General features: G+C 72.0%; 22 protein-coding genes, 2 tRNA genes and 1 pseudogene. 4 read left to right on the top strand and 21 right to left on the bottom strand.

All coding sequences use genetic code 11. From position 1 onward, the window contains the following. Positions 1-309: 309 nt before the first annotated feature. From CEQ11_RS07265 to CEQ11_RS07240, 6 genes are all read right to left on the bottom strand, one after another. Positions 310-1,479 (bottom strand): hypothetical protein, encoded by a 1,170-nt coding sequence (locus tag CEQ11_RS07265; RefSeq protein WP_088478213.1) that lies wholly within the window; start codon positions 1,477-1,479, stop codon positions 310-312. 169 nt (positions 1,480-1,648) lie between these two features. Then, positions 1,649-3,439 carry an amino acid ABC transporter ATP-binding/permease protein gene (locus tag CEQ11_RS07260; protein WP_088478212.1) on the bottom strand — a complete coding sequence of 597 codons (1,791 nt, stop codon included), beginning with the start codon at positions 3,437-3,439 and terminating at the stop codon, positions 1,649-1,651. After that, positions 3,436-5,163, bottom strand: a complete 1,728-nt coding sequence (locus tag CEQ11_RS07255; protein WP_193763002.1) for an ABC transporter ATP-binding protein/permease — start codon at positions 5,161-5,163, stop codon at positions 3,436-3,438. The genes CEQ11_RS07260 and CEQ11_RS07255 overlap by 4 nt, the downstream gene beginning before the upstream one ends. A gap of 117 nt (positions 5,164-5,280) precedes the next feature. After that, positions 5,281-6,279, bottom strand: a complete 999-nt coding sequence (locus tag CEQ11_RS07250) for a DUF305 domain-containing protein (protein WP_088478210.1) — start codon at positions 6,277-6,279, stop codon at positions 5,281-5,283. Between the two features lie 137 nt (positions 6,280-6,416). Further along, positions 6,417-7,400, bottom strand: coding sequence for a class F sortase (locus CEQ11_RS07245; RefSeq protein WP_088478209.1), 984 nt, complete (start codon positions 7,398-7,400; stop codon positions 6,417-6,419). Between the two features lie 148 nt (positions 7,401-7,548). Beyond that, positions 7,549-8,457 (bottom strand): LysR family transcriptional regulator, encoded by a 909-nt coding sequence (locus tag CEQ11_RS07240; protein ID WP_227718788.1) that lies wholly within the window; start codon positions 8,455-8,457, stop codon positions 7,549-7,551. A 194-nt stretch (positions 8,458-8,651) separates the two neighbouring features. Here CEQ11_RS07240 and gabT point away from each other — a divergent pair, with 194 nt between their 5' ends. Both gabT and CEQ11_RS07230 read left to right on the top strand, forming a co-directional pair. After that, complete coding sequence (gabT, locus tag CEQ11_RS07235) at positions 8,652-9,983, top strand: 4-aminobutyrate--2-oxoglutarate transaminase (protein ID WP_088478208.1); 1,332 nt, start codon at positions 8,652-8,654, stop codon at positions 9,981-9,983. Between the two features lie 275 nt (positions 9,984-10,258). Next, a complete protein-coding gene (locus CEQ11_RS07230; RefSeq protein ID WP_067190125.1) occupies positions 10,259-11,422 on the top strand; it encodes a C40 family peptidase in 1,164 nt (387 codons plus the stop codon). Between the two features lie 69 nt (positions 11,423-11,491). On the opposite strand, the gene CEQ11_RS07225 is transcribed toward CEQ11_RS07230, so the two are convergent. Both CEQ11_RS07225 and CEQ11_RS07220 read right to left on the bottom strand, forming a co-directional pair. Beyond that, positions 11,492-12,922, bottom strand: coding sequence for a deoxyribodipyrimidine photo-lyase (locus CEQ11_RS07225; protein ID WP_067190123.1), 1,431 nt, complete (start codon positions 12,920-12,922; stop codon positions 11,492-11,494). Between the two features lie 128 nt (positions 12,923-13,050). Continuing rightward, the gene (locus CEQ11_RS07220) at positions 13,051-14,436 is read right to left on the bottom strand and encodes an NAD-dependent succinate-semialdehyde dehydrogenase (RefSeq protein ID WP_067190121.1); all 1,386 of its coding nucleotides are present in this window, start codon (positions 14,434-14,436) and stop codon (positions 13,051-13,053) included. 188 nt (positions 14,437-14,624) lie between these two features. Between CEQ11_RS07220 and CEQ11_RS07215 the strand changes: the two are divergent. After that, positions 14,625-15,770, top strand: a pseudogene (locus CEQ11_RS07215) (aspartate aminotransferase family protein); the annotation flags it as partial. Between the two features lie 288 nt (positions 15,771-16,058). On the opposite strand, the gene CEQ11_RS07210 reads toward CEQ11_RS07215, so the two are convergent. Next, positions 16,059-16,541 carry an N-acetyltransferase family protein gene (locus CEQ11_RS07210; protein ID WP_369804937.1) on the bottom strand — a complete coding sequence of 161 codons (483 nt, stop codon included), beginning with the start codon at positions 16,539-16,541 and terminating at the stop codon, positions 16,059-16,061. 154 nt (positions 16,542-16,695) lie between these two features. On the opposite strand from CEQ11_RS07210, the gene CEQ11_RS07205 reads away from it, so the two are divergent. Then, positions 16,696-17,865: an IS1249 family transposase gene (locus tag CEQ11_RS07205; protein ID WP_088477975.1), complete on the top strand. Its 1,170-nt coding sequence runs from the start codon at positions 16,696-16,698 to the stop codon at positions 17,863-17,865. Positions 17,866-17,985: 120 nt separating this feature from the next. Here CEQ11_RS07205 and CEQ11_RS07200 read toward each other — a convergent pair. The 12 genes from CEQ11_RS07200 to rplU form a co-directional block, all read right to left on the bottom strand. Continuing rightward, positions 17,986-18,061 (bottom strand) — tRNA-Ala (locus CEQ11_RS07200). A gap of 161 nt (positions 18,062-18,222) precedes the next feature. Then, the gene (locus CEQ11_RS07195; RefSeq protein WP_088478959.1) at positions 18,223-19,137 is read right to left on the bottom strand and encodes an amidohydrolase family protein; all 915 of its coding nucleotides are present in this window, start codon (positions 19,135-19,137) and stop codon (positions 18,223-18,225) included. A gap of 95 nt (positions 19,138-19,232) precedes the next feature. After that, positions 19,233-19,308 (bottom strand) — tRNA-Ala (locus CEQ11_RS07190). 115 nt (positions 19,309-19,423) lie between these two features. Beyond that, positions 19,424-20,110 carry a histidine phosphatase family protein gene (locus tag CEQ11_RS07185; protein ID WP_088478958.1) on the bottom strand — a complete coding sequence of 229 codons (687 nt, stop codon included), beginning with the start codon at positions 20,108-20,110 and terminating at the stop codon, positions 19,424-19,426. Between the two features lie 12 nt (positions 20,111-20,122). Further along, positions 20,123-20,551: a ribosome silencing factor gene (rsfS, locus tag CEQ11_RS07180; RefSeq protein WP_088478207.1), complete on the bottom strand. Its 429-nt coding sequence runs from the start codon at positions 20,549-20,551 to the stop codon at positions 20,123-20,125. Positions 20,552-20,672: 121 nt separating this feature from the next. Continuing rightward, positions 20,673-21,326, bottom strand: a complete 654-nt coding sequence (gene nadD, locus CEQ11_RS07175; RefSeq protein WP_255397947.1) for a nicotinate-nucleotide adenylyltransferase — start codon at positions 21,324-21,326, stop codon at positions 20,673-20,675. 117 nt (positions 21,327-21,443) lie between these two features. Continuing rightward, positions 21,444-21,683, bottom strand: coding sequence for a hypothetical protein (locus tag CEQ11_RS07170; RefSeq protein ID WP_087134044.1), 240 nt, complete (start codon positions 21,681-21,683; stop codon positions 21,444-21,446). 83 nt (positions 21,684-21,766) lie between these two features. Next, a complete protein-coding gene (locus tag CEQ11_RS07165; protein WP_088478206.1) occupies positions 21,767-23,074 on the bottom strand; it encodes a glutamate-5-semialdehyde dehydrogenase in 1,308 nt (435 codons plus the stop codon). Positions 23,075-23,161: 87 nt separating this feature from the next. Beyond that, positions 23,162-24,379, bottom strand: a complete 1,218-nt coding sequence (gene proB / locus CEQ11_RS07160; RefSeq protein ID WP_088478205.1) for a glutamate 5-kinase — start codon at positions 24,377-24,379, stop codon at positions 23,162-23,164. Between the two features lie 104 nt (positions 24,380-24,483). Further along, a complete protein-coding gene (gene obgE / locus CEQ11_RS07155; RefSeq protein WP_070638996.1) occupies positions 24,484-26,037 on the bottom strand; it encodes a GTPase ObgE in 1,554 nt (517 codons plus the stop codon). 221 nt (positions 26,038-26,258) lie between these two features. After that, the gene (gene rpmA, locus CEQ11_RS07150; protein WP_067190216.1) at positions 26,259-26,516 is read right to left on the bottom strand and encodes a 50S ribosomal protein L27; all 258 of its coding nucleotides are present in this window, start codon (positions 26,514-26,516) and stop codon (positions 26,259-26,261) included. A 58-nt stretch (positions 26,517-26,574) separates the two neighbouring features. Then, a complete protein-coding gene (rplU, locus tag CEQ11_RS07145) occupies positions 26,575-26,880 on the bottom strand; it encodes a 50S ribosomal protein L21 (RefSeq protein ID WP_088478204.1) in 306 nt (101 codons plus the stop codon). Between the last annotated feature and the right edge of the window lie 17 nt (positions 26,881-26,897).

Here is a 26,897-nt window from a genome sequence, read left to right as displayed (position 1 = left end):
GACGGGCACAGTGCACATCTGCACACGCCTTTCAGCGATGTCCACCACTCAAAACGTCGGCGTGTCTGCATGGTCCGGACACTAGATGTAGGCCCGGACAGGACAAGGACTCCCCCGCGGCGCCTGTCGACCCGCCGCCCTCGGCCGAGGACTGACCATGCTCTGCCCCTCCCGATCGTCGGCGGGGCCGGACAGGGACGGCCGAGGGCCGCCACCGTGGCTCCCATCAGCTCACGACGACGGCCCTTCCGCCTTCGACGGGCGGCGAGGGGAATCGCCTCTCCCGCCGGATTCGTGACGGCGTGGCCCTCAGGCCATGCCGAACCTACGGCGCAGCGCCACCAGGCCGGTCGCCCCGCCCAGACCTGCCAGCGCGAGGCCGCCGGCAGCGGAGCCACCGGTCTCCACCTTGTCCGGGACGGTGTGACCGTCGTCCGCCGGCTCGTTCGGGTCCTCGGGCTGCGTGTCCCTCAGGAGAAGCTGCGGCGTCATGTCCTTCTTGTCCTCGGCGCTCATGCCGGCCACCGGGACGGCGCCGTCCAGCGTCGCGTCGTAGGTCTTCTGGGTCATCGGGTCGATCAGGCTGAGCCTCCTGTAGGTCTTGCCGTCCGGGCCGACGCCCTCGGCCTCGATCCAGCTCAGGTCCGACTCTCCGGACAGGGTGCTGACGTTGGTCCCGTAGTGTCTGCCGGATTCGAACCCGTGCAGCGGGAACACGCTCGGCGTGTGCTCGGTCCACTCGACCTCGTCGGCGGGCACATAGTGCGTCCCGGTGGCGGTGGCGTCGTCGCTCTGCCAGCGGAACGGCATCCACTCGCGGACGTCGCTGGTGAAGGCCCAGCCGCCGCCGTCGAGGAAGCCGCGGTCGTTCATGTTCATGGGGACCGCGGTCCAGTGGACGTCGATCCAGAGCGGCCCGGACTCGGTGTTGGTGTTCTCGCACCGGTGGTCCACGGGCGTGCCGCCCTTCGCCATGTCCAGGGTCGCCACCACCTCGGCGGTGCCGTCGACCGTGACGGTGACGTCCACCTCGCCGACGTGGCTGGTGTCCGTGCCCTCCTCGAGCCCGAGCGCGTCGCCGAGGTCACTGGTCCACACGGTGCCGACCGGGCCCTCGAAGCTGAACGGGACCTCCACCGGCTCGGTGTCGGCGCCGCGGGGCACCGCGGTGACCGTCACCTGGTCCGCGGCGACGGCGCCCTCCTGACCGGGACCGCGCTGCAGTGCGAACACGATCTGGTGGGCGCTGCGCAGTCGCCCGGTGGAGTCGGGCTCGCCGACGCCCTTGCCCGTGGTGGAGCCCACGAAGCAGCCCCAGACGGCGGGGTCTCCGATCCCACCCACCGGGCCGGGTTCCGGGTTGCCGCCCTGGGTGCCGGCGGTCTCAGCACCGGCTCCCGGTGCCAGCATTGCTGCGGTCAGGGCCAGCGCCCCCATGCCGAGGGCGGTGCGGTGGCCGATGGTCGTCGCGCGGGTCATGGTGCTTCACTCCCATGGATGTGCGTGTGACCGCGGCCGGTCTGGCGCGGCCGAAAGGAACGTGCCCCATGTCACATCTCCCCTCCGCGTCACAGCCTACGAATTCGGTGAGCAGATGCCAGGGGAACACCGACATCGCAACAGCCCTGTCACCCACGACACAGAATGGTCACGCCCGGTCCGTCTCCCGCGCGATGAGCCTCGCCAGCGGTCCGCCGCGCTTCAGGTCCTCGGGCCGCCCACAGGCCACGATCCGGCCGGCGTCCAACACCACCACCTGGTCCGCGGCGTCCAGCCCGGCCGAGGTGTGCGTGGCCTCCACGATCGTCGCCTCCGGCAGCGCCGCGCGCAGGCCGGCGCGCACCGCCGCGGCGGTCTCGGGGTCCAGGTGGGAGGTGTACTCGTCCAGCAGGAGAACCCGCGGGCGGGCCAGCACGGCCCGGGCCACGCCGAGCCGTTGACGCTGCCCGCCGGACAGCCGCCGCCCCTGCTCCCCGACCTGGGTGTCCAGTCCCCCGCGCTTCCGCACGGCCTCGGCCAGCTGTGCGGCCTCGAGCGCCTCCCACAGCCGATCGTCGTCGGCCCGGGGCGCAGACAGCCGGAGGTTCTCGGCGATGCTGCCGCGGAACAGCGTGGTCTGCTGGGTCACGTAGTGCGTGGCCGTCCTCAGGTCCTCCAACGCCACGGCCGACACCGGAACCGCGGCCCCCTCGGCCCCGGTCAGCGCGACCGTGCCGGCCGTGGCGTCGTCGTGCCGGGCAAGCAGGCGCAGGATCGAGGACTTGCCGGAGCCCGAGGCGCCCATCAGCGCCGTGTGACTGCCGGCCGGGACCTCGAGCGTGATGCCCGCGAGTGCCGTCGGACGCGCCTCGGCCTCGGACGGATACGCGTAGTCCACGTCCTCCACGCGCACGCCCAGAGACCCCGCGGGCACCGGCACCGGCGTCGGCGGGTCCGCCACGTCGGGGGCCCTCACGGCGATCTGGTGCACACGGCGCGCCGCGGCCATCGAGGCGTCCAGCGTCCCGGCGAACCCACGCACGCCGGCGGTCGCGTCGAACAGCGCCCACACCATCGCGGTGAAGGCGGCCAGCGGCACCAGGTCCGCCCCGGACGCCGCACCGGCTGCCACTACGGCCGGCAGCGTGGCCAGGGACACCGCCTGGGCAGCGCCCTCCCGTGCCACGGCCCACCGGCCGCGGACGGCGCCGTCGGACTGCAGCGCCTCGTCCAGCGCCGCCGTCTCCTCCAGCCGACGATCCACATGGCCGTAGCCGGTCACCTCGGACATGCCCTGCACCGAGTCGGTGATGTGCTGAGCGATCTCGCCACGCCGCGCGTTGGCCGCGTCGGCTCCGCGCTGGCTCGCCCGCACGCCCAGCGCCGGGACCACGACCACGGACAGGCCCAGCCCGACCCCCGCCGCCAGCGCCGCCGGCCCGCCGACCTGCGGTCCCATCACGGCCAGGACCAGCGCGGGCATCGTCACCGCGGTCACCGCCGGTGCCAGGGTGTGCGCGAAGAACACCTCGATCCGGTCGACGTCCTTGGTCGCCCGCGTCAGCAGGTCACCCGAGGAGGCGTTCCGCGCGGCCTGGTGCGCCAGGGGCACCAGCGCGCGGTACAGGCGCACGCGCAGCAGCTCGAGCGCCTTGAACGCCACCCAGTGGCCCAGGAAGTGCTCGAGGTAGCCGGCCACGGCCTTCACCAGGGTCAGCCCGGCCAGCACGCCGATCAGCGTCCACACCGTCCCGGGCAGCCATGCCGGCGTCGGCCCGTCGACCGCCAGGGACGCGATCGCCCCGGCGCCCACGCCCAACAGCGCCGCCGCCGCGGCGAAGTAGACCTGCCGGAACAGCACCGAGCCGGCCAGCGGCCACAGCACCGGGGCCGTGGCGCGGATCAGCCAGCGGCCCACCTCTACCAGCGGGGCCGTCCGCGACTGCGCCGTCGTCGTCATCGCCGCTCCTGCTCCACCCGTCCGCCGCGCACGCGCACGGCACGGCCCGTCACCAGGGCGGGGCGGTGCGTCGCGAGCACCACGGTGGCCCGCTCCCCCAACCGCTCGATCGCCTGCTCGATCACAGCCTCGGACTCCAGGTCGACCTGGCTCGTCGGCTCGTCGAGGATCACCAGGGGTCGGCCGGCCAGGAACGCGCGGGCCAGGGCGATCCGCTGGCCCTGACCGCCGGAGACGCCCAATCCGCGCTCGCCCACGGGTGTGTCCAGTCCCTGCGGCAGCGTGCGCGCCCAGCGCGCCAGGTCCACCTGCTCGAGGGCGTCCCAGAGCTGTTCGTCCGTGGCCCCCGGTGCGGCGATGCGCAGGTTCTGCGCCAACGACGCCCGGAACAGCCACGTGTGCTGCTGCACCACGGCGGAGGCCGCACGCACCTCGTCCTGGGTCGCCGCGGTCAGCGGGACGCCGTTCACGTGCACGGTGCCCGAGGCCGGCAGCAGGTCCCCGGCGAGCAGGCCCAGCAGCGTGGACTTGCCCGAGCCCGAGGTGCCCAGCAGCGCCGTGGTCTCCCGTTCGGCCACGGTCAGGTCCACGTCCGTGAGCACCGGCCTGTCCGGCTCGTAGCAGAAGTCCACGCCCTGCACGACGACGGCCCCCTCCTGCGCAGGATCGCCTCGCCTCGGCGCAGGCTCGGCCGGGGACGCCGCGGCAGGAGCCGTCTCGGCCGGGGTGCCGGGCCGTCTGGCATCCGGTCTGCCACCGGGGTGAGCGTGCCCGGCAGGCACCACGCCGCGGTCCACGAAGGCGGTCATCATCCGTTGCCCGGCCCGACCGGCCATGCCGATGTAGAAGAACCCGCCGATCTGCTTCATCGGCGCGGTCAGCTGAGTCGACAGGAGCACCAGGGCGAGGGCCCCTGCCACAGTGACGGCGCCGTCGTCGTGCCTGACCCAGGCGAGCAGCACGGCGGCGGAGACCATGAACAGGGAGAACACGGACTCGGTGACGAACAGGATGAGCTGGTTCCGCGCCAGCAGGGACATGGTGGCCCGTCGGTTCTGCTCGCCGGCGGCCTGAAGGCGGTCGCCCACACGGCCGGCCGCACGCAGGCCCACGAGCGTCGGCAGGCCCTGGATCGCCTCCAGGAACTGGCCGGCCAGCCGCATGCGCATCTCGCGGGACGCGGCGGACACGCCCGCCACGAGGCGGCGGAACCCCATGATCGCCAGGGGGATCACCGGGACCAGCAGGAGCAGCACCAGGGCGGAGAGCCAGTCCACGAAGACCGCTGCCAGCAGGATGGTCAGCAGCGGCGCCAGCACCGCGCCCACCAGGCGGCCGACGTAGCCCTGGCGATACTCGGTCACGCGCTCCACGGAGTCGGTCATCATCGCCACGAGCCGGCCGGTCTGCGCACCGGTGAAGCGCGCCGGGCCGAGGGCGAAGGCACGGCGCAGCAGCGCCCCGCGCAGGCGGCGGGACTCGGCGGCGATGCTGCGCCCCTGGACGGCATGCGAGCCGGCCTCTGTTGCCGCCGCCACGAGCGCGGCCACGACGGCGGCGGCCACCACCGGGACGGACACCTGGGCGGAACGGTCGAGGGCGTCGGCGAGCAGCCGGCCCACACAGAGCATCACGGCGCCGACCGCCACCGTGCGCAGCGCCTCGCAGGCGACCTGGACACGGACGGCCGGCGCACCGGGGGCGAAGAGCGGGTGAGCGGGCATGGGGTCCATCGTAGGTCGACTGCACACCCGGTCCGCGCGGGCCTCAGCAAAGACGCCGCGGGCCCGCGCCGGGTCGGCACGGGCCCGCGGCGTGTGCAACGCCGTCGCCGCCGAGGCTCAGTCGTCGTTGTCCTCGTCGTCGTCGTCGTTCGACGGGGAGTCGGAGTCGGCCGGGCTCGGAGACGGCGAGGGATCCGCGGACCTGTCCGCGCTGCGTCGGTCGCGGTCGTCGCCGTCCTCGCTCTCGTCGCTCTCCGACGGAGACGGGCTGGGCGGGTCCGGCTTGAAGGTGACCGGGCCGTCGTCGTTGTTGATGGAGGCGGGGGCACTCTTCGGGTTCGGCTCGTGGTCACGGCTGCCGCCGATGATCACGCCCATCTCACCCAGCAGCTGCTGGACGTCGTCGATGACGCGGGTCTGGTCCTCGGAGATCTCCTCGGCGAGGTCCTTGGCGTCCTCGTCCTCGCCCTCCTCCACCTGGGTGTTCGCGATCATCACGGAGCCGAAGTGAAGACGGTGCATCTGCATCAGGTACAGACGGCCGGCGTCCTCGTCCGTGGCGGACTCGAGGGCGCGCTTCTCCTCCGAGGTCAGCAGGCCCGCACGGCGGTCCGCGGCGGCCTGCTGGTTGGCCTCCATCAGCTCCTCCTCGGAGGGACCTGTGGCGAAGCCGCTGGGGGTCGGTGTCGGGTTGGCCTCGGCGACGGCCTCGGCGTCCTCCTCGGTCTCCACGCCCCAGTCCTGGAGCAGACCGTCCAGGCGGTCGATCAGCTCGGGACGGCGGTCGGTGACGGCGCGGGCGAACCGGCGCGCCTCCTCGTCCACGCCGTCGCCCTTGTCCAGCAGCAGCTGCGAGTACTCCACGGCCTGACGCTGGTTCCTCAGCATGGTGGACGCGAAGACGATGTCCTGCCGCCGCTGGGCATCCTGGGTCGGGCTCGGCGAGGGCAGGCCGCCCTCGGACGCCGTGGCGGTGGCCGCGGCGGCCCGCTCGCGGGCGGACTGGGCGCTGTCCAGGCAGCCGGTCAGACCGAACGCCAGCGCCACGGAGCCGAGGCCGACCGCGAACGTCCGGAGGGGACGGCGGAAGGCGGGGCGGATGCTCGGCTGCTGCATGGCGGGGTTCCTCTCGGCTGGCGGGGCCGACGCATCGACGTGCGGCCCCGACGGCGGATACGCCGCCGTTCACTGGAAACGGTACGTTGTGACACCCGCCCGGGGAAAACGGCGCGCCCGGTCCGCGACCGTCCGGTTCAGGCGATCCGGGTCGCTTGGACCACCCAGTTGTCCACGGAATGTCCGGTCATGCCGGAGCCCGGGACGAGCTCGCATGTGATGAGCGTGACCTTCCGTCCCGGCTCCTCCAGCTCCCACGCCCAGGCGAACTCCGGGGAGTCGATCAGGTCCCGCTTGCCCATCTGGACCGGGTCCGTGTCCAGGGTGAACTTCGCCTGTGTCCCGTCCTCATAGGTCACCACCACGAGGTCCCCCTTGCGGGTCTCCTCCAGGCGGTAGAACACGTCCTTCAGCCCAGAGTGGATGACATGGCCGGTGAGGATGCCCGGATGGGAGGACAGTTCGCCCGGCGTCGTGCTCCACTGGGGCGGCGCGTACCAGCCGACGTTCCGCGGCTCCGGGTTCAGCTCCCCGTCCTCGTCCCGATGCTCCGGAACGATCGGCGCCCCGATGTACTGCTCCCCTTCGTGGTAGACGTCCACATGCACCGGCGCCGCGGTGATCTCGTCCATCGGCGCGGCCGGCGGACCGGTGGGGGTCGGCGTCGGCGACGGGCTGGGCTCCGGCTCGGCCGAGGTCGATGCCGGGGCTGAGGACCCCGGTGACGCGGCCTCCGAGGAGGTCGGGGCGGCAGGGGTGGAGGCCTCCGAGGACGCAGGACCGGAGGCCTCCTGTGACGCGGCCTCCGACGACGCCGGGGACTGCGTCGCAGACGGGGCGCCGGCCTCCCGCGTCGGGGTGGCCGACGACGGCACGCCGGAGGAGGACGGTGCGCCGGAGGACGACGGTGCGTTGGAGGACGACGGCACGCCGGAGGAGGACACGGACCGCGACGCCGTGTCCGAGGCGGGACTGGAGACGGACGGCGACGGCGCCGCCGTCGGGGCCTGGCTGATGGGCACCTCTCCGAAGGCGAAGAGGCCACGGACCGAGAACCAGACCACGGCGAGGCAGGCGAGCAGTGCGACCACCCAGATCGCCCGCTTGACGTTCCTGTGCATCTCGGATCCCCTTCTGCGCTCTGTGGGCTCGCCCGGTCAGGGCCGGCGGTGGTCACGGCGGGCACGGTCGCCGCCGCGGCGGGCCGCCCGCCACGATTCCAGACGATACAGAAGTGTGGCCGCCGCCGAGGGCACGGCCACGGCGGTCTCAGCCGTGGTACCGGTCCCGCAGCCACCCCTGCAGCTGCTGCGCGAGCGCCCGCAGCGTCGCCTCGCCGTAGTGGTCCGGCGCCCAGGCCGCGTGCAGCCCCACGGCGAGGTCGGCACCGCGGGCCGCCAGGTGCAGCGGCACCAGGTCGAAGGCGGGGTCCTCGGTCACCACGGCCACGCCCGCGCCGGTGGCCACGAGCGCTTGCGCCACGCGACCGGAGTTCACCTCCGTCACCTCCGGCACCGTCAGCCCGGCCACCTCGAGCGCCCCGTCCAACACACGGCGGGACTTGAAGGAGCGGGACGGGACCACGAGCCGTTCGCCCGTGAGGTCGTCCACGCTGATCCGTCTCCGCCCGGCCCAGCGGTGGTGCGGGGCCACATAGGCCCAGACCGGGGCGTCCACCAACGCCAGGGAGGCCACGGTGTCCGGCGGGGTGGACGGCATCACCACCAGGTCGTGGTGCGCCACGGCCTGCGCCAGCGAGTCGTCCAGGTCCGTCTCCACCACCTCCGCGCGCGGCGCGTCCTCGGACAGCGTCGCCACGAACGGGATGACGACGTCCACGAGCGTGGTGCCCGGCGCGGCGAAGCGGACGGACTCGAGTCGCCCGGCCGCCAGCATCTGGACAGCCTGGCCCGCCGCCCGGTGCTCCGCGAGCAGCCGGCGGGCCACCGGGACGAAGGCCTCGCCGGTGTGCGTCAGGCGCAGCCGCGGCCCGCCCCGGGCGAACAGGGACAGCCCCGTCTGCCGCTCGAGGCGCTGCAGCTGGCGGCTCAGCGCCGGCTGCACCACGCCCAGCTGGCGGGCGGCCTCCGAGACCGTCCCGGCCTCCACGGTGCGCAGGAATGCGGACACCAAGGACGGATCCAGCTCGGGCAGGCGCCCCAGGTCTGCATGCTTCATGCCTGCAGAGCATAGGCGCTATGACGGATCATCATTGGACAGCATGGACGGGCGGGCGGAGAATCGCCGCAGGAGAGGACGGCGGCGAGCCTGCGGCGACCGGCCGTCGGCACACTGCACGGCATGACACCGCCACGCAGCTCCGCCTCCTCGATCAGCACATCCGCACCGACCCCCGTCTGGAGGAACCGCCCGTGAGCACCGCCGAGCGCCCTGCCCTGGAGCAGTCCCGTCACCTGGCCACCGAGATCCCCGGCCCGCGCTCGCGCGAGCTTGCCGCCCGTCAGGCCGCATCCGTCCCGGGCGCCCTCGCCCCGACCATGCCGGTGTACGCGGCCCGCGCGTACGACGGCATCCTCGAGGACGTGGACGGCAACCGCCTCATCGACCTCGGCTCCGGCATCGCCGTGACCTCCGTGGGGGCCGCCGCCCCGGCCGTGGTGGAGAACGTGCAGTCCCAGGTGGCCGAGTTCACCCACACCTGTTTCATGGTCACCCCGTACGAGGGCTACGTGGAGGTGGCCGAGCGCCTCGGTGAGAAGTCCCCGGCCCCGGGCGAGACCCGCACCGCCCTGTTCAACTCCGGCGCCGAGGCCGTGGAGAACGCCGTCAAGGTGGCCCGCGCCTACACCGGCCGCCAGGCCGTCGCCGCGTTCGACCACGCCTACCACGGCCGCACCACCCTCACCATGGCACTGACGGCGAAGCAGATGCCGTACAAGCACTCCTTCGGCCCCTTCGCCCCCGAGGTCTACCGGGTGCCGGGCTCCTACCCGCTGCGCGACGGCGGCCTCGACGGCGTCGCCGCCGCCCAGGCCACCATCTCCGCCCTGGAGAAGCAGATCGGCGCGGACTCCCTGGCCGCCGTGATCATGGAGCCCGTCCAGGGCGAAGGCGGCTTCATCGTCCCGGCCGAGGGCTTCCTCCCGACCGTCGTCGACTGGTGCCGTGAGAACGGCGTCCTGTTCATCGCGGACGAGGTGCAGTCCGGGTTCGCCCGCACCGGCGCCTGGTTCGCCTGCGAGCACGAGGGCATCGAGCCGGACCTGATCACCACCGCCAAGGGCATCGCCGGCGGCATGCCGCTGTCCGCCCTCACCGGCCGCGCCGAGATCATGGACAGCGTCCACGCCGGCGGCCTCGGCGGCACCTATGGCGGCAACCCGGTGGCCTGCGCCGCTGCGCTCGGGGTCTTCGAGACCATCGAGTCGCAGGGTCTGATCGAGGCGGCCCAGAGGATCGAGCAGGTCATCCGCGGCCACTTCGAGCAGAACGCGGACGACCGCATCGGCGAGGTCCGCGGCCGCGGCGCCATGATGGCGATCGAGTTCGTGGACCCGGCCACCGGCGCTCCCGACGCCGAGCTCTGCGGCGCGGTGGCCAAGGCCGTCCGTGAGACCGGCGTCATCCTGCTCACCTGCGGCACCTACGGCAACGTGGTCCGCTTCCTGCCTCCGCTCACCATCTCCGAAGAGCTGCTGCGCGAGGGCCTGCAGGAGGTCACCGACGCCCTCAAGGCCGTCTGAGCCGCCCCTGACCGCCGCCTCCCCTGATGGAGGCTCCCCGACGACGGACTGTCGCCCTCCGACGACGGCGACAGTCCGTCGTCGTCACGGCAGCGCTCGGCGCCCGGCCCCGGCGGACACCGAGCGCCACCGGCGGGCCGGGACGATGTGAGCGGTGCCATGGCCGTCGCCGACGCCCGGAGGCTAGACTTCCCCCTGTTGCGCTGGGGGCCACGGCCGATGCCCGCCGTCCTGCACCTGCGCACCGGCTTTCCCCGACCCACTGGAGCTCCTGCGTGTCCGCACACCGTCCGCCGCACGGCCTGATCGGCCGCCGCACCCTGCTGACCTCCCTCGCCGCCGCCTCGGGCCTCGTCCTGTCCGGCTGCGCCCAGGGCGGACGAGGTTCCACCACCGGTGCAGCCGTGGCCTCCCCGAGTTCCCCCGAGTCCTCGAGCTCCCCCGCCCCCTCGACCTCCGCCGCCCCGACCTTCGCGCCGGCCCGCCCCATCGAGGCCGGCGACGAGGCCTTCGTGGCCGTGACCGCCGCGTCCATGTGGACCGAGCCGGGCCTGAACCGCCAGGGCGTGGACGAGCCCTCGATGGGCCGCCCCGTGGACCTGGCCGCCTGGAACGACCGCATGCCCGACTACCAGTCCCGCTACTGGCTGCTCGGCAAGCTCGACTCGCAGGCCCTGGTCGGCTCCCCGGCCGACGTCCTGGAGATCGCGAACGGCTGGGCGAAGGTCTCCTTCTCCGAGCAGCCCGCACCGCACCGCGACGAGGGCTTCATGACCGGCTGGGTGCCGGCGGTCCAGCTCGTGCACGACGAGCGCTTCGCCCAGCTGCGCGAGGAGCACGACACCGTGGTGGTCACCGCGGACAAGGCCACGGTGACCTCTGCCGCCGGCGGCGGCGAGGACCTGCTTGCCGTCTCCTTCGAGACCCGCCTGCCGCTGCTCGAGGAGAAGGACGGGCACGTGCGCGTGGCCCTGCCGGACTCCGAGGACGGCTGGCTGTCCGAGGACTCCGTGAAGGTGCTGAAGCGGGGCGAGAAGCTCCCCACTCCCACCGCCGAGCAGGTCATCGAGACCGGCAAGCGCTTCCTGGGCCTGCCCTACCTGTGGGCCGGTGTCTCCTCGTACGGCTTCGACTGCTCGGGCTTCACCTACTCGATCTTCCGCCACCACGGCATCGACATGCCGCGCGACTCCGGCCCGCAGCTGCGCGAGTCCGGCTTCCCATCCGTGGAACGTGAGGACTGGCAGCCCGGCGACCTGCTGTTCTTCTCCTTCCAGGCCGATCCCGACCGCATCCGCCACGTGGCGGTGTACGTCGGCGACGGCAAGATCCTGCACTCCCCCGAGTCCGGCAAGACCATCGAGATCGTCACGGTGGCCTCCTACGACACCGGCAACACCTACGCCGGCGCCGTGCGTCCGCCCCTGGCGACGGCCTGACCGGCCCCGCCGAGCGATACGCCTCCCCTTCCGTCTCCGGGCGGGAACGACGACGGACCTGAGGAGCGGTCAGGCCAGGCCCTGTGTGGACGCGCGCTCCTTCATGACGTCAAGGGCGGCGAGCGCCTCGGCCCGCGACTGCCTGAGGTCGACGACAGGCTCCGGGTACCCGGACAGCGGCGAGTCGGCCTCGGGCACCCAGCGGGCCACGTACACCCCCTCGGGGTCGAACCGCTTGGCCTGGGTGTCCGGGTTGAAGATCCGGAAGTACGGGGAGGCGTCGGCGCCGCAGCCGGCCACCCACTGCCAGGAGACGGGGTTGTTGGCCTCGTCCGCGTCCACGAGAGTGTCCCAGAACCATGCCTCGCCGTCCTGCCAGGGCTGCAGCAGGTTCTTCACCAGCAGGGAGGCCGCGGTCATACGCACGCGGTTGTGCATCCACCCGGTCTGCCAGAGTTGCCGCATGCCCGCGTCCACGAGGCGGATGCCGGTGCGCCCCCGCGCCCACGCGCGCAGGGCGTGATCATCCGGTGCGTAGGGGAACGCGCGGAACTCCGGACGCAGCGGCATCCGGTCCAGGTCGGGGTGGTGGTACGTCAGGGACCACGCGAAGTCCCGCCAGTACAGCTGGCGCACGAACGCGGCCCGGTCCTGGTCCGGGACGTCTGCGGCGTGCGCGGCGGTGAGCACCTGGCGTGGGGAGAGCTCGCCGGAGCGCAGCCGCGGGGACAGGCGGGACGTGGACTCCCGGTCCCCCGGCATGTCCCTGGTCTCGGCGTAGCCGCCGACGCCCGCCTCGATCGCCTCCAGCTCCTCCACCGCCGCAGACTCTCCCGGCGCCCAGTGCTCGGCGACGGTGTCCTCCCACCAGGCAGGCGAGGTGTCCGCCAGAGCGAGGTCTGTCAGGGAGGTGAGGGAGCCGTCGTCGTGGAGCCGCGCGAGCCTGGCGAGCAGGTCGTGCGGCGGGCCGCCGAGCGGCTCCGGAGCCGGCAGCGGCGTCCCCACGGGGATCTGTGCGGCGGCCCGGTGGAACGGGGTGAAGACCCGATAGTTCCCCCCGGCGGCCGTGGTGACGGTCCACGGCTCGGTGAGCAGGGCCCCGGCGTGGCTGTGCGCCTCGACCCCCGCCGCACCCAGCAGGGTCTTCACCTCGGCGTCGAGGGAACGCGAGCGCGGCGCGTAGCGGCGGGACCAGCGGACGGTGCCCGCGCCGAGGGAGCCGGCGAGCTCCGGCACCACGGACCGGGGGTCTCCGGAGGCGAAAACCAGCGGGATGCCGAGCGCCTCCAGCCGCACCGACAGCTGCTCGAGGCTGCGGTGGTACCACCAGCGCACGGCGGCGCCGAGGGGACGCGGGCCCAGGCGTCCACCGTCGTCGGCCTCCCCGGGCTCCTCTCGGATCCACAGCGCCACCACATCGGCGCCGTCCTCCACGGCGGCGGTGAGCGCCTCGTGGTCGAGGGTGCGCAGGTCGTCGCGGAGCCAGAGCAGGGTGGTCATCGGCCCAGTCTGCCGCACACCGTGCGCAGCGTCCTCGGCCGAGGCACGACGACGGCCGGGGACGTCCGCGCACAGCGACCGGCCGCCCTCGGGAAGGGCCGTCGGGTCTCCACGACCCGAGGGGTCGTTCAAGGCTGCACGTAGTACATCTGCTTGTTGACGAACTCGTCCATGCCGAGCGGTCCCAGCTCGCGGCCGAAGCCCGAACGCTTCACGCCGCCGAACGGGATCTCGGCGCCCTCGCCGGCGGGGGTGTTCACATTGGCCATGCCCACCTCGAGCTGCGAGGCGATCCGCTCCGCCAGCGCCTCGTCCTGCGAGAACACCGCGCCGCCGAGGCCGAACGGGGTGTCGTTGGCCAGTTCGAGGGCCTCCTCCGGGGAGGACACCTTGTAGACGACGGCCACCGGGCCGAAGAGCTCCTCGCTGTAGGCGTCCATGTCCTTGGTGACATCGGTGATGACGGCCGGGGAGAACAGGGCTCCGGCGCCGTCGGCGAGCTCGCCGCCCACATGCACGGTGGCGCCCTGCTCCCTGGCCTTCGCCACCTGCTCCGCCAGGGTCTCCGCGGCGCCGCGCGAGGACAGCGGCAGGTAGACGGTCTCGTCCTCGGAGGCCGGCTCGCCGGGCTTCATGGCGGAGGCGAGCTTCACCAGCTCGGCCACGAACTCGTCGTAGATGTCCTCGGCCACGATCATGCGCTTGTTCGAGTTGCACGCCTGGCCCTGGTTGTACATGCGGGTGCCCCAGGCGGTGGCGGCGGCCTCGGCCACGTCCTCCGTGTCCAGGATGACGTAGGGATCGGAGCCGCCGAGCTCGAGCACGGCCTTCTTCAGGTGCTGGCCGGCCTGGGCGCCGATGATGGCGCCGGCGCGCTCGGAGCCGGTGAGGGAGACGCCCTGGATGCGCGGGTCCGCGATGAACTCGGAGATCTGCTCATGGGTGGCGAACACGTTGGTGTACACGCCGGCCGGCACGCCGGCGTCGTCCATGATCTTCTGCACGGCCAGCGCCGAGCGGGGGCAGATCTCCGCGTGCTTGAGCACGATAGCGTTGCCGAGCATCAGGTTCGGGGCGGCGAAACGGGCGATCTGGTAGTACGGGAAGTTCCACGGCATGATGCCCAGCAGCACGCCGATCGGCAGGCTTCGGACCATGGCGCGGCCGCCGGCGAAGGACTCGATCGGTCGGTCCTTGGACAGCTCGGCGGCGTTCTTCACGAAGTAGCCGAAGATCTCCGCGCTGAACTCGGCCTCCTCGACGCCCTCGGAGACGCGCTTGCCCATCTCCTCGGCGATGATCTGCGCGAGCTCGTGCTTGCGCTCGTCGAACAGGTCGGCGACCTTCTGCACGATCGTTCCACGCTCGTCCACGGACAGGGCGGCCCACTCGCGCTGGCCGGCCACGGCGGTGGCGAGAATGCCGTCAATCTCGGAGTCCTGCAGGGAGTCGAAGGTCTCGACGACCTCGTCGGTGGCCGGGTTGTGCACGCGGTATCCGGTGGCGGTGCTCATGGGGTGTCTCCTCTCCTCGGTTGCCCCTCATTCTGTCCTGTCCTGCGCTGTGCGTCACACCGGCGCGGCGGCGGCCGCTATACGGTCCGCGAAGGCCGGCACCGCCTCGGTGCGGGCGGCCGTCCGGGAACTGGACGCACAGCTCTGAGGCGAGGGGCCGTCGTCGGTAAACGGAGCACAATGGGCGCATGACCCCGGAGGAGTTCCGCACCCACGGCCACGCGCTGATCGACTGGATCGCCGACTACCGCTCCACCCTGCACGAGCGGCCGGTGATGTCCCCGCTGCGCCCCGGCGTGGTGGCCGCGCAGCTGTCCGCCGCCGCCCCCGAGGCCGGCGAGGACCCCGCCGCCGTCCTGGCCGACCTGGACCGGGTCGTCCTGCCCGGGCTGTCCCTGTGGCAGCACCCGGAGTTCTTCCACTTCTTCCCCGCGAACGCGGAGCTGTCCTCCGTGCTCGGGGACATCGCCTCCACCGGCCTGGGCGTGCTCGGGCTGTCCTGGGAGTCCTCCCCCGCCCTGTCCGAGGTGGAGATCCGCACCATGGACTGGATGCGCGAGCTGCTCGGGCTGTCCGAGGGTTGGCGCGGCGTGGTGCAGGACTCCGCCTCCGGCTGCGCCCTCACCGCCATGCTGGAGGCCCGCGAGCGCGCCAGCGGGTTCGCCATGCACGCCGGCGGCACGGACCAGGGCCGGGACCGCATGGTGGTCTACTGCACCGCCCAGGCCCACTCCTCCGTGCCCAAGGCGATGCTGCTGGCCGGCTTCGGCCGCCAGAACGTCCGCGAGGTGCCCGTGGACGCGGACTACGCGATGGACGCGCAGGCGCTGCGCGCCATCGTCGCCGAGGACCGGGCCGCAGGCCTGAGGCCGGCGGCCGTGGTGGCCACCTGCGGCACCACGGCCACCACCGCGCTGGACCCGCTGGCCGAGATCGGGCGGATCGCCCAGGACGAGGACCTCTGGTTCCACGTGGACGCCGCCATGGCCGGCTCCGCCATGCTCCTGCCGGAGTGCCGGTGGATGTGGGAGGGCGTGGAGCTCGCCGACTCCCTGGTGGTCAACGCCCACAAGTGGCTCGGCGTGGCCTTCGACTGCTCCCTGTTCTTCGTCAAGGACCCCGTGTTCCTGGAGAAGGTCATGGCCACCCACCCCTCCTACCTGCAGTCCTCCCATGACGAGGACGTGGTCAACCTCCGCGACTGGGGCGTGCCGCTCGGCCGCCGCTTCCGGGCCCTCAAGCTCTGGTTCATGCTCCGCATGGAGGGCGCCGAGGCCCTGCGGGCGCGCCTGCGCCGGGACCTGGACAACGCCGCCTGGCTGGCCGCCCAGGTCGACGCCGCTGAGGGCTGGGAGCGGGTGGCCCCCACGCCGCTGCAGACCGTCTGCGTGCGGCACGTGCCCGCCGGACTCGACCCGCTGACCCGGCCGACGCCGAGGCGATCGACGCGCACACCCGTGCCTGGGCGCAGGCCGTCAACGCCTCCGGGAAGGCGGCCGTCTCCCTGGCCACGCTCGAGGGGCGGTGGATGGTGCGCCTGTCCGTCGGCGCGCTCGGCACCGAGCGCGAGCACGTCGAGCGGCTCTGGAAGGTCCTCGGCGAGGCCGTCGCCCGGTGACGGCTCAGGCGGAGGCGCCAGGACCGTCGTCGGGGACGGGCCGAGAGTCCAGCGTCTTCTGGAGCAAGACGAGGTCCAGCCACCGGCCGAACTTGCAGCCGACCTGCGGCAACCGGCCGGTCTCGATGAACCCGAGGTGTTCGTGCAGGCGGATCGAGCCCGCGTTGCCGGCCTCGACGCCGGCGACCATCACGTGCACGCCGGCATCCCGTGCGGACTCCACGAGGTCCTCCAGGAGGCACCGGCCCAGGCCGCGGCCACGCTGGTCCTCGCGCACGTACACGGAGTGCTCCACGGTGTGCCGGTAGCCGTCGAAGGCACGACAGGGCCCGTAGGTGGCGTAGCCGACGACCTCTCCGTCCTCCCCCTCGGGCGCGTCCACAGCCACGCGGACAGGGAACCCGGCCCGTTGCCGGTCGGCCATCCAGGCGACGCGGTTGTCCGCGTCCACCGTGGCGTCGTTCCAGATGGCCGTGGAGTTCTCCACGGCGTGGTTGTAGATGGCGGCGATCGCCGCGGCGTCCTCGGGGCGGGCGTGGCGCAGGTGCGGGTTATAGGCAGAAAAGTGTGTACACGATCGGCCTCTAGCCCAGTGATCATGCGAGCAACAGGGGGCTGAACATGCTCTGAGAGCATGTTCAGTGCTTCTTCCACGCAACCGACCGCACTGTGGTGTATGCGCCCAACCCCTGGTCAAGAACGGCAAGACCAGCGCCGGAACGACCCGCTACCGATGCCGCTGTTGCGGGGCCTCTGCCACCAGAGCCCGCGGCGAGATCACCGCAGCCGCGCAGCTGAGACTGTTCATCACCTGGCTGCTGAGCCCGGCAGGACAACACCGACTGCCGATGCCAGCACGCACCTTCCGAGCCCGCACCGCCTGGTGCTGGCGCGTGCCGCCTCCTCGCCCGACCCCTGACGGAGTGGTCCACCCGGTGCTGATGCTCGATGGCACCTACTTCCAGGGCTGGTGCGTGCTGATCACCTACGACGGGACACACGTGATCGACTGGCAGTGGTGCGACAAGGAGTCCAAAGCAGCCTGGAGCGCTCTGCTGGACCGCATCCCCGCCCCGGGCATGGTCGTGATCGACGGCGGCACCGGGGCCGCCGCAGCGATTGCCGCCTCCTGGCCAGACACCCGAGTGCAGCGCTGCTACTTCCACATCTTCCAGGTCATCCGCCGGCACCTGACACTGACCCCACGCCTTCAACCCGGCCGGGAACTGCTGGCCCTGACCAAGGCTCTGATGAAGGTGCAGGACCTCGACGCGGCCGCGGCCTGGCTGGGCGAGTACGCCTCCTGGGACGCCCGCTGGGAACAGTTCCTGAAAGAACGCACCCACGCCGGCACCGGCGCAGCCCGACCAACAGGAATCCATGCCGGTGCCCGCTGGTGGTACACCCACCGCAGGCTGCGCCGAGCACGGGCGATGCTGCGCAGACTGATCAACCGCAACGAGCTGTTCACCTGGCTCGAACCGGCACTGCAAGAGCTGCAGAACGCAACGCTGCCGAGGACGACCTCACCACTGGAAGGAGGCCCGAACGCGGCGATCAAGGCCCTGCTGCGCGCCCACCGAGGCATGCGCACGGCCCACGCAGTGATCGCGGTGGACTGGCTGCTGAACTCGCTCACTGCCCACCCGATCGACCCGTGGAGCCTGGTCACCGATGAGTACAAGACCACCACTGGCCCACGACAGGCACCCATCGAGGAGCCACTGGGGCCAGCGCTCTACGACACCGGGTTCAGCTGGGAAGACGGCAACGGGATCCAGCACGGTTGGGGCGGCAGGCACAGGCCCTGACACGCCCGGGCCATACACACTTTTCTGCCTATAACCCACACTTTTCTGCCTATAACCCCGGTCCGCCGTGTGGTCGGCGCACGAGAAAGGGCCCGGAGCGTGTGCTCCGAGCCCTTCGTCTGGTGGAGGTAAGGGGATTCGAACCCCTGACCTTCTGCATGCCATGCAGACGCGCTACCAACTGCGCCATACCCCCAGATCGAGGTGTCCTCCGGCCGATCTCTCGTCCGAACGACTCGAGAACTATAACCAGGACTCGAGAGCCGATGCAAATCGGCGGAGCCCACCACAGGCCCGGGAACGGGCGATGCCCGTCAGTGCCCCGCGGGTCGGTGTTCCCCGGTGGCGGCGTGCCCGTCAGGTCCGCCCGACGAGGCGGGACGGCGTGTGCCAGAGGACGTCCCGCAGCCAGTCCTCCCCCAGTCCCCAGGAGGACAGTGCCTGGAGCTGGTGGTGGTAGCCGTAGGGGATGGTGGGGAAGTCGCTGCCCAAGACGACCTTGCCGGCGGCCCGGCGCATCAGCTCAGGGAAGTCCTCGGGCGTGGGGACCAGCTCCTCCATGTAGTCGGTGCCGACCATGGTGGTGTCCAGGTACACGTTCGGGTGCTCACAGGCGAGGGCGGCGAACTCGCGATACTCCGGCATGCCGGCGTGGGCGATGACCAGCACGAGGTCCGGGTGACGTTCCACGAGCCGGGCGATGCGCTCCGGACCGGTGAACTCCCCCGGGTGCGGACCGGAGCCGCAGTGGATGACCACGGGCGTGCCCGCAGCGGCGATCCTGCGCCACACCGGCTCGAGCAACGGGTCCACAGGGGAGAACGCGCCGACCTGCACGTGCACCTTGAACAGGCGCGCCCCTGCCGCGAGCGCCTCGGCCACGTAGGCGTCAGCCTCGGGCTCCGGGTAGAAGGTGGCCGAGTGGATCGCGTCCGGATGCTCCGCCGCGAAGGCGCAGGAATACTCGTTCAGCCAGGCGGCCATGCCCGGACGGTGCGCGTAGTTCAGGGTGCCGTAGGCGGTCACGCCCAGCTCGCGCAGGATGCGGACGCGCTGCTCGTCGTCGAACCGATAGGAGACGGGCCAGGCCGGCAGACCCTGCTCCGGGAGCGCGTCGAACACTCCCCACACCTTGCGCTGGACGCTCTCCGGCATGAAGTGCACGTGCAGGTCCACCAGACCGGGCAGGCCCAGGTCCTTCAGGAAGGCGGGGACATCGGCATCCCGTGCTGGGGCGAGGCCGGCAAGCGGCGAGGCAGGTGACGTGCTCATGGTCACACCCTACGTGCCCGGCCTCTGGGCCTCGACCTCACGAGGAACCAGATGACGGCAAAGGGCCCGGATCCTTCGATCCGGGCCCTTCGCTGTGGTGGAGGTAAGGGGATTCGAACCCCTGACCTTCTGCATGCCATGCAGACGCGCTACCAACTGCGCCATACCCCCGAAAAAGGGTGTTTCCACCGCGTTCGCGGAAGGTTTCCCGTCCGTTCGTCGCGCTGGCAACTCGACTACTGTACACCGGGCCCGACAGCGCCGCCAAATCGGCGCCGTGCACGACTCAGACGTTGTAGCCACGCAGCTGCCAGCACCCGTCCACGATGCGCCGTGACGCGGGCCCGCCGGCGGCACAGTCCCCCTCGAACACCACAGCGCGGGCGTTCTCGATCCGCTCGAGCGCGGCGAAGTCCTCGCCTTCGACGCCGAGCAGCAGCCCGACGGCCGAGCGCAGGACCCCGCCATGGGCGACGACCAGCAGGACCGGGGCCTGCGGGGCACGCTCCCCGGCTCCACGCGCCGGGGTCCATGCCGGTGGCACGTGCTCACCGAGGGCGGCCAACACGCGCTGACCGCCGGCGCGGAGGGTCTCCCCGCCCACGGGACCGGCGTCCAGGTCCGGGGTGCCGCGCCAGGCCTCGTGCTCAGCGGGCCAGCGCTCGGCGATCTCGGCCAGACGCAGCCCCTCCCAGTCCCCGCCGTACAGCTCCATGAGGTCCGGGTCGAGCGTGAGCTCGACGTCTCCGACGGCGGCCTCGAGGACGATCTCCGCGGTGCGACGGGCGCGCGTCAGCGGAGAGGCCACGGCCACCAGCTCGTCGGCGGCCTCGAGCGCACCGGCGAGGAACCGAGCGACGGCGGCGCGGGACTGGCGCTTCCCCGTCGCGTTGAGGTCGACGTCCGTGCGGCCCTGGTAGCGGTCCTCCGCATTCCAGTCCGTCTCACCGTGTCGCAGCAGGATCAGACGCACGGGCACAGCCGATCAGTCCCTGGTGGGCTCGGCCGGGTACTCGGGCTCGGGATCGCCCGCCGACGCCGGGGAGGCGTGGCCCTCCAGCTGCAGGTCGATGGACGGCGAGTCCTTCCAGAGACGGTCGAGGGCGTAGAACTCACGGTCTTCGGCGTGCTGCACATGCACCACGAAGTGGCCGTAGTCGAGCAGCACCCAGTGGCCGTCAGAACGTCCCTCGCGGCGGATCGGCTTCAGCTGCTCCTGCTTGAGGAGCTCCTCCTCCACGCCGTCCACGATGGCGTTGACCTGACGCTCGGTGGCGCCGGAGGCCACGAGGAAGGCGTCGGTCAGGCCGAGTCGCTCGGCGACGTCGAAGGCGACGATGTCCTCGGCGAGCTTCTCCTCGGCGGCACGGGCGGCCACGAGCAGGGCGGTGCGGGTGATCTCCGGAACGGTCATGGATCTCCTTCGGAAGTGGTCGGTGGGGTACGTCGGGCAGACGGCGGAGGCCGTCGCGGACGACGAGGCGAGCCGGTCAGCGACGGCGGGTGCCGTCGTCGTGGACTCGGTCTGCTTCGCCCTAAGAACCGTCTCCCCGGTGCCCGGTGCCGCTCGGAGCGGCCTTGAGGTAGAGCCGGTGCTTGTTGATGTACTGCACCACACCGTCCGGCACGAGGTACCAGACGGGGCGGCCGGCAGCGACGCGCTCACGGCAGTCCGTGGAGGAGATCGCCATGGCCGGGATCTCCAGCAGTGAGATGTCACCCTCCAGGCCGTAGTCCGTCAGGCTGTGGCCCGGCCGGGTCACGCCGACGAAGTGGGCGAGGTCCCAGACCTCGTCGATGTCCTTCCAGGTGAGGATCTGACTCAGCGCGTCCGCGCCGGTGATGAAGAACAACTCGGCCTGGGGGCGCTGGCGCCGGATGTCCCGCAGCGTGTCCACCGTATAGGTGGCGCCCGGACGGTCGATGTCCACGCGGGAGACCGTGAAGCGCGGGTTCGACGCGGTGGCGACCACGGTCATCAGGTAGCGGTGCTCGGCCGGGGAGACGTCCCGTCCGGCCTTCTGCCACGGCTGGCCGGTGGGCACGAACACGACCTCGTCGAGCTCGTAGCGGGCCGCCACCTCGGACGCGGCCACCAGGTGACCGTGGTGGATCGGATCGAAGGTGCCGCCCATGATCCCCAGGCGGAAGCGCCGCTCCCCCGGCCCGGGTGCGACAGCGCCGCCCACGGACGCGGAGGCGTCGGCGGACGGCGTGTTCGGGTGCGTGTCGTTCACGTCGGAAGACAACGCCGCCGCGGCCCCCGGGGCTCGAGGGGAACGCCCGGGGCCGCTGCGGCAGCGGTGTCAGCGGCCGTGACCCTGGGCCTGGTGGGAACCGTGGCCCTGGGCCTCGCGGCCGTGCGGGACGACCTCGTCGCCCGGCTCGGACGGGCGGATGCCCACGGAGCGCATGCCCATGATGCACAGCAGCATGAACATCAGGCTGACGAACACGATGATGCCGTACCACGGCGCCGGGATCGGCAGCTCGTTGACGACGTGGTGGCCCTCGCCGGCGGCCAGGACGATGGCGGAGTTCAGCATTCTCGCTCCTCGGTGCGATCGGATGAGCGCGCCGGACCGTGCTGACGGCGGCGCAGGGGCGTCGGAACCAGTCTAGCCCGGAATCAGCGCCGGATCTGGCCGTCGCCGCGCAGGATCCACTTCGTGGTGGTCAGCTCCTCCAACCCCATGGGGCCGCGGGCATGCATCTTCTGGGTCGAGATGCCCACCTCGGCGCCGAGGCCGAGCTCGCCGCCGTCCGTGAAGCGGGTGGACGCATTGACGATCACCGCGGCGGAGTCGATGTCCTGCACGAACCGGTCCGCGTTGGCCAGGTCGTTGGTCACGATTGCCTCGGTGTGGCCGGTGGAGTACTGCGTGATGTGCTCCACCGCCTCCTCCAGGGAGCCCACGGTCTTCACGGCCATCTCCATGTCCAGGTACTCGGTGGCCCAGTCCTCGTCCGTGGCCTCGACCGGGTCCACGGCGTTGTCGCCGCGGTCCGATCCCTGCGGCATGAGCCTCATCGCCTCGGCGTCGGCGTGCAGGCGGACGCCGAGACGGGTGAGGGCCCGCAGGACCTCACGGGAGGCCTCCTCGGCGCCGCGGTGCAGGATCAGGGTCTCGGCGGCGTTGCAGACGGAGGTGCGATGGGTCTTCGCGTTCACGGCGATGTCCACGGCCATCTGCACCGGGGCGGACTCGTCGATGAACAGGTGCACGTTGCCCTCGCCGGTCTCGATGACCGGAACGCGGGACTCGCGGACGACCCTCTGGATGAGGTCGCGGCCGCCGCGCGGGACGAGCACGTCCACGGCCCCGTGGGTGGTCATCAGGGCCGTGACGCCCTCACGCCCGAGGTCGTCGATGCCCTGGACGAGGTTCGGGTCGAAGCCCTGGTTCTCGATCGCCTGGCGCAGCACCGCGATGAGGGTGGTGTTGGTGTCCTTTGCCGCCGAGCCGCCACGCAGCACCACGGCGTTGCCCGACTTCAGCGCGATGCCGGCGATGTCCACGGTGACGTTCGGACGGGCCTCGTAGACGGCGCCGACCACGCCCATCGGGACGCGGGTCTGCTGCATGCGCACGCCGTTGGGGAGCATGCGACCGCGGACGACGACGCCCACCGGGTCCGGCAGGGCCGCGAGGGCCTCGACGGCGGTGGCCAGGCCCTCCAGGCGGTCCTTGTCCAGGCGAAGACGGTCCAGCAGGGCCTCGGAGGTGCCGTTCTCGCGCCCCCGCTCCACGTCCTTCCCGTTGGCCTCGAGGATCACGGTCGAGGAGGCGCGCAGGGCGTCCGCGATGGCCTGCAGGGTCTCGTCCTTGCGGGCGCGGCCGGCGGTGGCGAGCTCCGGGGTGGCCGCGCGGGCGCGGCGGGAGATCTCGAGGATGGCGTCGACGGTCTTGTTCTCTGCGTTCTGGTTCTCGGTCATGTCTGTCACCCTTCGTCGATGGCTGCGGATGAGGATGTGCGTTCGGTCTTGATCGGTGCCGGCCGGCGGGCGTGCCCGCCCGCCGGATCAGCGGTAGGCGGAGTGCGAGGGAGCGAGCTTCACCCGGTCGTCGGCGTGGACGACGACGCCGTCGTAGCCGGCTCCGAGCTCCTCCTTGAGGGTCTCGGTGGAGCGGCCGAGCATGCGCGGCAGCTGCGAGGAGGAGTACTGGACCATGCCGCGGGCCAGCACCTTCCCGTGGGAGTCCGCGATCTCCACGACGTCGCCGGAGGCGAACTGGCCGCTGAACTCCGTGATGCCGGCGGCCAGGAGGGATCGTCCGTTTTCGATGACGGCGCGGACGGCGCCGTCGTCCAGCACCAGCCGCCCGCGGACCTCGGCGGTCAGCCCGAGCCAGGCGGCGCGCGCGGAGCGGCGCCGGCCGGCGACCTCGAACCAGGTGCCGACGTCCTCGCCGGCGAACGCGGCCGCCGCCTTCGGGGCGGAGGTCAGAAGGGTCGGGATGCCGGTGGTCGCGGCGATGCCGGCGGCGTCCACCTTGGTGACCATGCCTCCGGTGCCGACGCCGGCCGAACCCGGGGTGGCGACATCGACGCCGGCAAGGTCCTCGTCCGAACCGACCGAGTCGATGCGGCGCGAGTCGGGCTTCGACGGGTGGCCGGTGTAGAGGGCGTCCACATCGGATAGCAGGACGAGCAGGTCGGCCTTGACGAGGTTGGCGGTGAGGGCGGCCAGGCGGTCGTTGTCGCCGAAGCGGATCTCGCGGGTGGCCACGGCGTCGTTCTCGTTGACGATCGGCATGACGTCCAGGGTGAGTAGGCGGGCCAGCGCACGGTGGGCGTTGATGTACTGGCCGCGGCGCATGAGCTCCTCCGCGGTCAGCAGAACCTGGGCCACGGTGGTGTCGTAGCGGCCGAAGGACTGCGAGTAGTAGGCCATCAGGCCGCCCTGGCCGACCGCGGCGGCGGCCTGCTGGGTCGCGGTGTCCTTCGGGCGGCGGGCCAGGCCGAGCTGCGGGAAGCCGGCGGCGACCGCGCCGGAGGAGACCAGCACGACCTGGGTGCCGCGCTCGCGGAGGGACGCGATCAAGTCGACGAGCGCGTCGATGGCCTCGGTGTTCAGCCCCTGGTCCGTCGTCAGGGAGGAGGAGCCGATCTTGATGACCACCCGGCGTGCGTCCTGGAGCGTGTCCCTGGTGGTGACCGGGTTCGTCTTCGGTTCTCCGGGCGCACCTCCGGTGGCGGGGGTGGCGTAGCGGTACACGACGGTCTTGCGGTCGGCCATGGGCGGTGGACTCTCCTCGATGTCTCGGGGGCGGTGGTCGTTCGGCGGCCGGGTCGCCGACCGGGAGCACCCCCGCGCCGGCCGCCCGGAAGCGGTGGAGGGGGTCAGTCCTCGTCGTCGCGGTCGTAGGTCTCGGTCCAGATGCCCGCGCGGCGCTCGGCCTCCATCTCGGCACGCGTGGCCGCGCGGGCGGCCTTGCGGCGGTCCTGGTCCTCGCGCTTCTCCTGACGGGTGGCGCGCGTGCGCTCCTCCAGACGGATGTCGGAACCGCGGGGGCCGGCGAGCAGCTCGGCACCGGTGGAGATGGTGGGCTCCCAGTCGAAGAGGACACCGGTGGAGTCGTCGCCGATCACGACGGCGTCGCCGGGCTTGGCGCCGGCCTTGAACAGGCCGTCCTCCACGCCCAGACGGTGCAGCCGGTCGGCGAGGTAGCCGACGGCCTCGTCGTTGGTGAAGTCGGTCTGGGCGACCCAGCGCTCGGGCTTCGGGCCGCGCACGCGGAACAGCGGCAGCAGGTTGCGCTCCTCGCGGCGGATGTCGAACTCATGGTTCTGGCCCTTCCTGGCGCGGCGGCGCGGCACCTCGACCGGCGCGGCGTGCTCCGGCTCGGGCTCCTGGGCGCGGGCGGCCTCGACGAGTTCGGCCATCGCGTACTTGAGGGCGTCCAGGCCCTGGTGGGCGAGCGCGGAGATGTCGAAGACGCGCAGGCCGCGCTCCTCGAGCTGCGCACGGACCAGGTCCGCCATGTCCGCGCCGTCGGGAAGGTCCGTCTTGTTCAGGGCCACGAGGCGGGGGCGCTCGTTGAGCGGGACCACACCGGCGCCACCCTGGGCGAAGACGGGCTCCACCGCGTAGGCCTCGAGCTCGGCTTCGAGGGCCTCGAAGTCGCTGACGGGGTCACGGTCGGACTCGAAGGTGCCGCAGTCCAGCACGTGCACCAGTGCGGCGCAGCGCTCGACGTGGCGGAGGAACTCGAGGCCGAGGCCCTTGCCCTCGGAGGCGCCGGGGATCAGGCCCGGCACGTCGGCCACGGTGTAGCGGACGTCGCCGGCCTGCACCACGCCGAGGTTCGGGACCAGGGTGGTGAACGGGTAGTCGGCGATCTTCGGGCGGGCCGCGGAGAGGGCAGCGATGAGCGAGGACTTCCCGGCGGACGGGTAGCCCACCAGGGCGATGTCCGCAACGGTCTTGATCTCCAGGACCACGTCCCGCTGCTCGCCGGGCAGGCCGAGCAGCGCGAAGCCCGGTGCCTTGCGCTTCCTGGAGGCCAGCGCGGCGTTGCCGAGGCCGCCCTGGCCGCCGGCGGCGGCCGTGAAGGTGGCGCCCTCCCCCACCAGATCCGCGAGGATGTTGCCGTCTGTGTCCTTCACCACGGTGCCGTCCGGCACCGGCAGGATGAGGTCCTGTCCATGCTTGCCGGAGCGGTTGTCGCCCATGCCGGGGCCGCCGTTCTCGGCGGAGCGGTGCGGCGCCTGGTGGTATCCGAGCAGCGTGGTGGTCTGCGAGTCCACGACGAGCGTAATGTCGCCGCCGTTGCCGCCGTCGCCGCCGTCTGGGCCGCCGAGGGGCTTGAACTTCTCGCGCCGCACGGAGACGCAGCCGTGGCCGCCGTTGCCGGCCGTGAGGTGCAGGACCACGCGGTCCACGAAGGCTGCCATGTCGGACGTCCCTCCTCGGGTCAGGGGCGGTGCGCGGAGACCGCGCTGCGGGTACGGAGTCGGCCGTGGCCGTCCGTGGGGCCCGAAGGGCCCGGGTACGCCGACGGCGGAGGCGGGTCGTGAGTGGTGTCAGCGACCCGCCCCCGCCGGGGCTTCTGTGCGGCCGCGGGCCGGTGTCATCTCACCGATCTGCGGGCCGACGGAGTCTGTTCAGCCGAGGGTCACTCGGCGGCCGGGACGATGTCCACGACCTTGCGGCCGCGGCGCTGGCCGTAGGCCACCGAGCCGGCGGACAGGGCGAACAGGGTGTCGTCCTTGCCGCGGCCCACGTTGTGGCCCGGGTGGAACTTCGTGCCCCGCTGGCGGACGAGGATCTCGCCGGCCGAGACGACCTGGCCGCCGAAGCGCTTCACGCCCAGGTACTGCGGGTTGGAGTCACGGCCGTTCTTCGAGGAACTGCCGGCCTTCTTCTGTGCCATTGCTGTTACCTATTCTCTCGGATGCTATCGAGGATGCCGATCCTGCGCGGGGCAGGCCTCAGGCGATCTCGGTGATCTTGACCGTGGACAGCTCAGAGCGGTGGCCCTGGCGCTTCTTGTAGCCGGTCTTGTTCTTGTACTTCTGGATGACGACCTTCTTGCCACGGGAGTGGGAGACGACCTCGGCGGTCACCTTCACTCCAGCGGCGTCGGCGCCCGCCTTGACCTTGTCCCCGTCCACCAGCATCAGAGCGGGCAGCTCGACGGAGCCACCGGTCTCAGCGGCAACGCGGTCAAGGGTAACGAGGTCGCCGACGGCAACCTTCTCCTGGCGGCCGCCAGCGCGGACAATCGCGTACACCACTTGGGACTCACTTCTCT

Source organism: Micrococcus sp. FDAARGOS_333 (genome assembly GCF_002206575.2).
Taxonomy (GTDB): Bacteria; Actinomycetota; Actinomycetes; order Actinomycetales; family Micrococcaceae; genus Micrococcus; species Micrococcus lylae.
The sequence above is the reverse complement of the archived record's forward strand: the minus strand, read 5'-3'. Positions and strand labels throughout refer to the sequence as shown.